At 43.1% G+C, this 6,807-nt stretch carries 9 protein-coding genes and 2 tRNA genes; 3 read left to right on the forward strand and 8 right to left on the reverse strand.

Annotated features, from left to right (window positions below):
- Nucleotides 1-73 precede the first annotated feature (73 nt).
- The 5 genes from WBJ10_RS09240 to WBJ10_RS09260 all read right to left on the reverse strand — a co-directional run bounded on the left by WBJ10_RS09240 (nt 74) and on the right by WBJ10_RS09260 (nt 1,912).
- On the reverse strand, nt 74-328 hold the full coding sequence (locus WBJ10_RS09240; RefSeq protein ID WP_424289560.1) for a GIY-YIG nuclease family protein: 255 nt from the start codon (nt 326-328) through the stop codon (nt 74-76).
- A gap of 109 nt (nt 329-437) precedes the next feature.
- Nucleotides 438-523 (reverse strand) — tRNA-Leu (locus WBJ10_RS09245).
- A 68-nt stretch (nt 524-591) separates the two neighbouring features.
- Nucleotides 592-667 (reverse strand) — tRNA-Gly (locus WBJ10_RS09250).
- A 113-nt stretch (nt 668-780) separates the two neighbouring features.
- The gene (locus WBJ10_RS09255; RefSeq protein ID WP_424289562.1) at nt 781-1,317 is read right to left on the reverse strand and encodes a hypothetical protein; all 537 of its coding nucleotides are present in this window, start codon (nt 1,315-1,317) and stop codon (nt 781-783) included.
- A 187-nt stretch (nt 1,318-1,504) separates the two neighbouring features.
- The gene (locus tag WBJ10_RS09260; protein WP_424289564.1) at nt 1,505-1,912 is read right to left on the reverse strand and encodes a helix-turn-helix domain-containing protein; all 408 of its coding nucleotides are present in this window, start codon (nt 1,910-1,912) and stop codon (nt 1,505-1,507) included.
- Between the two features lie 273 nt (nt 1,913-2,185).
- Between WBJ10_RS09260 and WBJ10_RS09265 the strand changes: the two genes are divergently transcribed.
- The 3 genes from WBJ10_RS09265 to WBJ10_RS09275 all read left to right on the forward strand — a co-directional run bounded on the left by WBJ10_RS09265 (nt 2,186) and on the right by WBJ10_RS09275 (nt 3,901).
- Nucleotides 2,186-2,530 (forward strand): helix-turn-helix domain-containing protein, encoded by a 345-nt coding sequence (locus tag WBJ10_RS09265; protein WP_424289566.1) that lies wholly within the window; start codon nt 2,186-2,188, stop codon nt 2,528-2,530.
- 440 nt (nt 2,531-2,970) lie between these two features.
- Nucleotides 2,971-3,525, forward strand: a complete 555-nt coding sequence (locus WBJ10_RS09270) for a DUF6266 family protein (protein WP_424289568.1) — start codon at nt 2,971-2,973, stop codon at nt 3,523-3,525.
- Between the two features lie 187 nt (nt 3,526-3,712).
- Nucleotides 3,713-3,901, forward strand: coding sequence for a response regulator transcription factor (locus WBJ10_RS09275; RefSeq protein WP_424289570.1), 189 nt, complete (start codon nt 3,713-3,715; stop codon nt 3,899-3,901).
- 51 nt (nt 3,902-3,952) lie between these two features.
- Here WBJ10_RS09275 and WBJ10_RS09280 read toward each other — a convergent pair whose 3' ends face one another.
- The 3 genes from WBJ10_RS09280 to WBJ10_RS09290 form a co-directional block, all read right to left on the reverse strand.
- Entirely contained in the window at nt 3,953-5,761 is a 1,809-nt protein-coding gene (locus WBJ10_RS09280) for a serine hydrolase domain-containing protein (protein ID WP_424289572.1), read from the reverse strand.
- 237 nt (nt 5,762-5,998) lie between these two features.
- Entirely contained in the window at nt 5,999-6,439 is a 441-nt protein-coding gene (locus WBJ10_RS09285; RefSeq protein ID WP_424289574.1) for a ubiquinol-cytochrome c reductase iron-sulfur subunit, read from the reverse strand.
- A 5-nt stretch (nt 6,440-6,444) separates the two neighbouring features.
- Nucleotides 6,445-6,807, reverse strand: a 363-nt coding sequence (locus WBJ10_RS09290) for a DUF5777 family beta-barrel protein (protein ID WP_424289576.1), incomplete at its 5' end; no start/stop codon positions are given.

Genomic DNA, 6,807 nt, shown 5'->3' on the forward strand with positions numbered 1-6,807 from the left:
GGGCTTTTGTACTCGAAGTCCCGACTCGTCGGGACACTCGCTTTAGGGCGAATCTCGAATTAATCGGGACGTGTCAAATAGTCCTACCAGAGGCTACTAATTTTTCAATGTAAAATCTACTTTTCATCGATTTTATTTCAAACTCGCGTCTGTTTGCTTCAGATCTGGTTTCGAAATTTTCCCAATAAACTAAGACCCATGGTCCTTTATTTCTGGTCGCGGTCACTTTACCACCGTTGTGTCTTAACAGCCTCTTTTCGATGCATTCTGTATGGCCGGTATAAAATTTTTTGCTTTTTTGAGACTGTAAGATATAAGTAAAGAACATGATAGGTCTGTTTTCCGAAACTACACAGTGGCTGATTTAATTGAAAATCTATCTATTAAACGGAAACGGGCGTAAATAACAAAAGCCCTCTGTTTCCAAAGGTCTTTTGGACTCGGAGCGGGAATCGAACCCGCACTCGCTTTAGGGCGAACAGGATTTTAAGTCCTGCGTGTCTACCAGTTCCACCATCCGAGCGGATGATTATGCCTTGGGGGCATTGTTTTTCCTTTAAACTTAAATCCCTTCCTGGTAGGGAAGGGATTTGGAGCGAAAGACGAGATTCGAACTCGCGACCCCGACCTTGGCAAGGTCGTGCTCTACCAACTGAGCTACTTTCGCGTTTTGGTGAGTGCAAATATAGACAGAAAAGCAATTCTGTCAAGCTTTTTTTATTTTTTTTAATGATTTTAGTGCAATGGCTTGCTAATCAGCGGTGTCCATATTCCGATCCATCAAACCCCGTAGAAAATCTTTAATGCATCGATCAACTTCTCCCCTTTTTCTCCAAACCGCGAATTTTCTTCCACCACCTTTTTAACCCATTCATAAACTTTATGTGGTATTATACCCGAAGGAGGCGGAACCTCTTCCTGTTCCTCTACTAAATATAAAAACTCATCAAGCAACTCATCACGCTCCATGAGATCATGTTCTCCACACCAGGCTCGAAACGAATCGTAGTCGCCTTTAGCCAATACGACTTCTTCAACAGGATAGGGCTTGAATGGCGTATCAAGATGGCTAGCATCACCCGTCCTATTCTTTGCTTTGATGAAAAGATCGTTAACCAAATAAGTAGCCGCCCGGAGATCCCTAAAGTCCGCCTCTCGACCGAAATGTATTTCCAGATCTGAAAGGAAAGTCAGCAGTATTTCCTGAACAGCCAAAAGTAACTTAAGTAATGTTCTGGTACCTGTCACCAAAAAAACCGCTCTAACTTCAATGTTTCTGCCCGTACGTTTCTTGTAATATTGAATGAATATGGGCACTTAAATCGGGGGCACCCTGCACGCTTACTGCATCTCCCAATGCTAACATTTTTTCAAGTCCGTCTAGCCCCTCAACAAGCGCGAAGATATTCGGGTATTTCAGACTGGGGTCGATGATTTCAGTCGGTACGTCAAAGTTAAAAATCTTCTCCCTGCCGTTTTTGAAATCAAGTTCGACGTTTCTCCCCTATGAGCGGTATGCAGGTACTCCGTCACTGGCATAGTATCCCACAAGCTCCCGATTAGCCCAATCTAATAATTCCGGACAATCAACAGCTTCAGCAAGATCTTCCATTTCGAGCAAGGTATCAGCCGTGTCAATTGTGCCATTAAGAAAACGACGTTTTAGATCGAAAATATGAAATTTTCGAGGTGATACGTTAATGGGATTGGCTATACCGTTCTCTGCAGATATGTCCCATCCAATTGCTTTCGAACACCGTCGAAACTCTTCATAAGTTGCCTTTCTAAGACCTTTTTCAAGTCGGTCATACGACTGACGGGACATGCCTAACATATCTCCCATTTGCTTTTGTGACAAATGGTTAGCCGCACGGTACTTATACAGGGCTTTCGCAAACTCATTATTGTCCATTCGGTATTCAAAAAGTTTAAAAATGAAAGAGCTTATATAAATCTAAATAATAGCTGGAAAATAAAAAATAGCTAAAAGTTAAAAAATTGAAGAAAGGATCAATTGAGTATCCAGGAGTCCATACCGATAAAATGCCCAATATTCGGGCATGAGATGCCCACAAAATGAGCATTCCTTGCAAGAACATAGGGCACGCCATGCAACACAATCGGGCAGGTTTTCTTCGTCAACTAAGTGCGTGCTGCTGCATTTTTGTAGTAGTAATTTACCAAAGTGGAAAACGAAGAAACCATCTTACTTCTGAGAGAAATATCCCGCGACCTGAAAAAGCTTGTCGGAATACTTGGTGATGGGCAATCCACAGAGCCTGAGCATACTTCCAATCACACTGACCTACCACAAAAACATTCACCTAAACCACGAACCATGAGCCTACCTAAACAATACGATCCTGCTTTATGGCAACCCGCATGGAAGGTACGGAACCTACTCGGTATCAGCCGAACCACCTTATATCGCCATACTAAGAAAAAACGTCTGGTACACGATAAATTCGGTGGGCAGCTTTTCTACCTCACTTCTGAGATCTTTAAGATAAAAGATCATTATATGAAGTAGACTGTGCGTATCCTCAATATGAGGCGTGCTCTGTTCGGTTGATTTCGACACTCCTTCCCTATTCCTACCAGGCTCGTCCCGACATTAACCGGGATTCCTCCCACCTTTCTAGTGCCCATAAAGGACAATTTTACCACGAGTCTTCGGAAGTTCTTCGACTCCGCTTCGGCCGGGGCCGAACACTTGTCGAAGAAATGTCGAAAAAACACAAATCGAAGGGCGGCTAAAGTGCGGCGAAATCCCGGTTGATTACCAGTCAGAGCCAAAAGATTAACCGAGAAAATCGCGGAAAAATAGAGCATCCAGATGTTTCACATGTTTCAAAATGGTTCAATTTGGTTCATTGTGTTTCACATTTTGGCGTAGTTTCGCTTTCTCCTCATGTTTGTGATGTACCGGTACATAATTGTTTATTTATTAACCCTTTAAATCTTAAAAAAATGGGAAGAATTAGAAAAGGAGCCAATGGTGGCTTCTCCGGCAAGGCCGGAAGTGTGGTAGGGAGCAGCTGGCGTGACATCGATTACATCCGGGGCCTTCCTAAACTGAGTAATAAACCTAAGAGCGAGAAACAGCTTGAGCAGCAGGCCAGATTTGCGCTGGCAATTAATGTATTGCTCCCGGTGAAGAAACAAATCGACATTGGTTTCTGCAATATCAAACAGGGCAGAACAACAAGCTACAATCTGGCTTTGAAACACATGCTCGACTTTGCCATTATTGGTATCTATCCAGAGCTGGTGATCGATTTCTCGAAAATCGCATTTTCGCAGGGTCGGCTCTCGGGCGTCTTAGGCACTACGGTCCTGGCCGAACCTGGTAAGATCAAGCTAAACTGGTCGACGGATGTATTGAGGTCAACCGCCTCTCCAGCCGATTTGATGACCATACTGGTTTATGAGCCTGAAAGCAATGAGTATGTAATTGGCCCTCCTGACGTTGCCCGGAGCGCCAGTAAAGTTGACATTACTAGCCATCCGATTGGGTGGGACTAACAGTACATGTTTATCTGTATTTGGTTTCGGAAGAAGCAGTAGTTTCCAACAGCTCTTATGCGGGATCAGTAATAGTAGAATAACTCTTCCATGCGGCGGTTAAACCCGCCGCATGTTTAAAAATTTGAATCATGGAAATGATACAATTAATAACAATTTCCTCCGGAGCAATTTTAGAAAATTCTCTATGCTCAGTAAAAGAGAAAAGGAAATCTTGAGATTAATGGCACATAATGAAACATCAGCTGAAATAGGCGACTTACTGTTTATTTCGAGCTTAACAGCTGAAACGCACAAGCGAAATATCCGAAACAAGTTAAATGTCATCTCTAATTTTGAACTGGCTCAATATGCAAGAGCATTTGATCTGATTTGAAATCCGTCCGGTTTATATATTGATCGGTGTCAATGTTTTGAAATAAGTTGATTATTCTCCAGCACTTTGATCAGAATTGACCTTTTTGGAAATCGCTTCATAAATAACATCCTGTATCCTTGGACGGATGCGAAGGCTATTTAACCTGTTGCTAACCGATGGATAAACCCGGTTCGATAAGAATATGTAGATCAGCTCATTCTTTGGGTCTACCCAAACAGCTGTTCCAGTATATCCCGTGTGTCCAAATGTACCAACAGATGATAATGCTGAAGGATATCTGTTGCCATCTCCCCTGTCAAATCCAAGTCCCCGACGGCTGACGTTTGATTGACGGGCTGTAAACAGATCAACTGTTTCAGGCTTGAAGTATTCAACGCCTCCATATTTTCCGCCGTTCAGCAGTACCTGGTTCAAAATGGCGAGATCATTCGCACTGGCAAATAAACCTGCATGGCCTGAAACGCCATTAACAAGCGCAGCTCCCTGATCGTGTACATATCCCTGTAAAAGGGTTTTGCGGAAATAGTTATCCTGCTCTGTAGGCACAATTTGACCTCGGTCAAAACGGCGGCGGGGATTGAATCCTGCGGTACGCATCCCCAGCGGGGTGTAAAATTCGTTTTGGACATACTGGTCAAGAGGAGTGCCCGACTGATGTTCGACAACTTCTTTCATCATGTACATACTGATATCGCTGTAAACGTACTGCCCACGCGTTCGGATGGGTGAATTCAGCATTTTTGGAAGCATAGCTTCCTGGTAATAGTTCCTGCGAACAAAATAATTGTCAGCAACTTTTACAGGATAAGCATATGAGGAATCGGTACTATGGTCCTGAGATTTAATACCGCTGAAAAAGTCGAGGTTGATGAACCCGGCCTGGTGAAGCATGACCTCTTTCAAAGGGATAAATTCTTTATTGGTGTCTTTTGCTTCCGGGAAATAAGTTCCGATATTTCCATTTAAATCAAGCTTCTGCTGCTCATAAAGCCGCATTACAGCCATAGTAGTGGCAGCTGTTTTGGTTACAGATGCCACGTCATAGATATCATCTGTATGGGTAGGATCCTGACCGCCATAGGTATGCGAACCATACGCCCTGTTGAAAATTACACTGCCGTTCTTAACCACCATAACTACTGCACTGGGCGTAGCATGCTGATCGATTGCTTCCTTAACAATTCCGTCAATTTTATTCAGATCATAGGAGCTGATACCCAAATCTTCCGGGCTGGAATATCTTAGCCGGATCTTTCCGGTTGAAAATCCTGCTCCTTTTGGATAACTGAGGCTTACTGTCTCTTTTAAACGATTGTTTGCGGTTGCACCTCCGAAAATAAGCTGTGCTGAATAGTCCGCGGAAAACACAGAATTTTCCGGGTTCCATATAATTGGGGACGTAAATAAACCCAATAAGCCGAGAGCGAATGTATTTCCGTAACCTACAAGAATTACTTCCTTTTTCTTTTGGAGACCAAGTATGTAATTAACCGTTTCCTGATAGGCAAGAGATTCAGCATTTACCTGAATGATAAGAGTAGTATAAGGTTCAACCGCAGTTGAAGTAGCCATCACAAGGTCAAGCTCATCAACATGCGCATAGTTTCGCAGCATGGTATTGAAAATGCTGGAATGGGAAGATCCGATATTTATAGTAGCAATTTTTCTATCCTTGAGATTTACCAGGGGAATAGTGGTGGCCGTATTGTTAAGCAAGACTGCCGTTTGCTGGGCATCCGCTTTTAAACTTAGATCCGCATTGATATCTTCTGGGTTTACCCGATCATCAAATCCACCTAAAAATATGGTCATTAGAACCAGACCTGCACTTATACAAATGCAGGCGGCTTCCTTCATTAAATACTTTTTCCTCAAAACAACCGTATCAATAATTGTTTAAACTAAGCCTAATATCGCAAAAAATATTTCGGTCCCATTTAAATTAAGATCTCCTAATTCTCAATTTCTTATATACTTATACACTGGAAACGCAAGAAAAGTTACTATATTCTTGGTATAGGAAAATGTTACGGTGATTTCAGACAACAAGTACGGCTACTTTTCAGGCAGCCGCACCAACCTTTAATCAACAAATTAACCGGTTACGGTCAATACATTAGAAGCTATTGCAATCGTATATTTCTTTAGATTAATGACTGCCGGCCCCTGCGTAACCACTCCGGCAGGGGTAAATATACTTCCGTGGTTAGGGCACACGAAATTCCCCTGTGCACCATTAAAGCCAATGGCGGTACCCTCGTGGGTACAGGCAACTTGTACCGCGGTAAATGATGCGATTTCGTTGCTTGCCGCTAAGCGGACAACAATAACTCCATTTGTGGTCTTGGACTCCCCTACCGATTTGATATCGGTATTCAAATCCAGAGTAAAATTAATTCCCGCTGGTGGCACAGGAGGCGCTATTCCGCCGCCACCAGGATCTCCTTCTCCACCCTTACCGCAAGCGGCCAGGCATCCGGTACATGCTGCTGCTATTCCAATACCCAGCGTGCTTAAAAACTCCGTTCTTTTCATATGTTTTAGTTTAATGTTTCGGGTTTAGCCTTGTAAAGTGTAAACATTCTGGAAATAGTAAATCCAAAACGATATTGCCCCTTAGACCACGAGGATGTGGAATTAGGAAGAAAGTTGTTTTCAGCAATGGCCTTTGCATTGGCGAAGTTCATGGTGAAAACATGCCCTCCTGTTTCAATTTCAACCCCGAGGCCAAGTGGGCTATAATAACTGGTGTTTGGGTTGTCCTTCCTGTAGTCGGAGGCAATGAGGTAATAATCAGCGACTATGCCGAAACGCTTCGTGAATTTATACCTTCCAGCAATACCAGTTGAAAACATGGTGCGTTCGTCATCCGCGGCCAGGACCACATTTCTAAACAATAAGCC

This window comes from Daejeonella sp., from assembly GCF_049655485.1.
Classification (GTDB): domain Bacteria; phylum Bacteroidota; class Bacteroidia; order Sphingobacteriales; family Sphingobacteriaceae; genus Daejeonella.